General features: G+C 63.5%; 1 protein-coding gene and 2 pseudogenes. 2 read left to right on the top strand and 1 reads right to left on the bottom strand.

From position 1 onward, the window contains the following. Together DBR30_RS22580 and DBR30_RS18865 are read left to right on the top strand one after the other, a co-directional pair. A pseudogene (locus DBR30_RS22580) lies at positions 1-242 on the top strand (endonuclease); the annotation flags it as partial. After that, a complete protein-coding gene (locus DBR30_RS18865; protein ID WP_108541539.1) occupies positions 239-1,024 on the top strand; it encodes a hypothetical protein in 786 nt (261 codons plus the stop codon). The pseudogene DBR30_RS22580 and the gene DBR30_RS18865, both read left to right, overlap by 4 nt. A gap of 2 nt (positions 1,025-1,026) precedes the next feature. Here the strand turns inward: DBR30_RS18865 and DBR30_RS22575 are convergent. Further along, positions 1,027-1,204 (bottom strand): annotated as a pseudogene (locus tag DBR30_RS22575) (DEAD/DEAH box helicase); the annotation flags it as partial.

The raw sequence follows: 1,204 nt of genomic DNA, 5'->3' as shown, positions 1-1,204 counted from the left end.
AACCCGCCTATGGCGGCTATACCGAAGCCACCTTCGATCCCAGGATCAACCCCTATGCCGGCGGGCCGCTCTCGGGCGGGGCCAATGTCGAGTATCTGGACTATCTGGTGGTAAGCCGGGAGTACGGCGCCGTACGCCACAACCTCAACACGGTCTGGATCCCGCGCAGCAGCGATGGCAGCCTCTGGCCCGCTAGCAACCTCTCCGATCACTTCCCGGTCAAGGGAGAGATCAGCCGATGACTCGCCGTTACGGGATACTGGCGCTGGCTATCCTGACCCTTTTGCTGGTGAATCTGGGCTGGCAGGAAGAGCAGCCCCCGATATCGCCAGAACGGTCGGAGACGTCCTCTCTGGCCAATCCACAATTGCCAGCAGAACCGGAGAGCCCGCCTCCCAACATGCCAAACGCTGAGTGGATGGATGGCAAAAGCAAAGAAGTGCCCAGCAGCTGGCAGGCGATGCCGGATGAACTGATCAACCAGCTTGCCAACGAGATCAGCGACAGCGAGTTGCCGCTGGCGCAGCGTGTAAGCAATCTGGAAGCAACAGAAGCCGGGTGGCTGAGCGAGGGGGAGAGCCTGATCCGGCTACAGGGACGCTATGCCCTGGCGCTGGATCAGTTGGCGCAGGAGAGCGAGCAGTTACCGCTGGCAGAGCGGCTGGACGCCCTCAGCCGCTTGCAGGATCGGTGGGCGGCGGATAATCCGGATCTGGCAGGCGAGCTGTTCAACCCGGATGCCCGCCTGCAGCAAGCTCGTCAGCTTTGGGGAGATGAGGATCTGGCCACCCTGGCCCGCCACTTCCTCCCCGCAGAGAAGGCTGAAGCCACGCTGGCGTTTGCCGAGGCGCGCCAGCAGCAGCTCGATCAACGCAGCCGCTACCAGCGAGAGCTGGCCGAGCTGGAGCAGCAACTGGCGACCAGCCAACAGCAGATGGATCCTGCGCTGTGGCAACAGCACAAGGAGGGGGTGTTGAGCCAGTGGCGTCGTGACTTCTTCGCGCGGGAACAAGGTAAACCCTGAGGTCAGCGCTTGCCCTTGAACTGCTTGACGCTGCGTTTGGCCTGAGTGCGGCGATTGGCCTGCTTGTCACGAGGGGGGCGCTTGCCCTCCCCGCTGGCAGGCTGGTCGGTAACCGGGAATCCCGCCAGATCGCCCAACGGCAGCTCGCGGCCGGTCAAGGTGCGAATGGCTTGCAGCATG

Source organism: Aeromonas sp. HMWF017 (genome assembly GCF_003061465.1).
Taxonomy (GTDB): domain Bacteria; phylum Pseudomonadota; class Gammaproteobacteria; order Enterobacterales; family Aeromonadaceae; genus Aeromonas; species Aeromonas veronii.
This window is presented reverse-complemented; position numbering and strand designations above follow the sequence as displayed.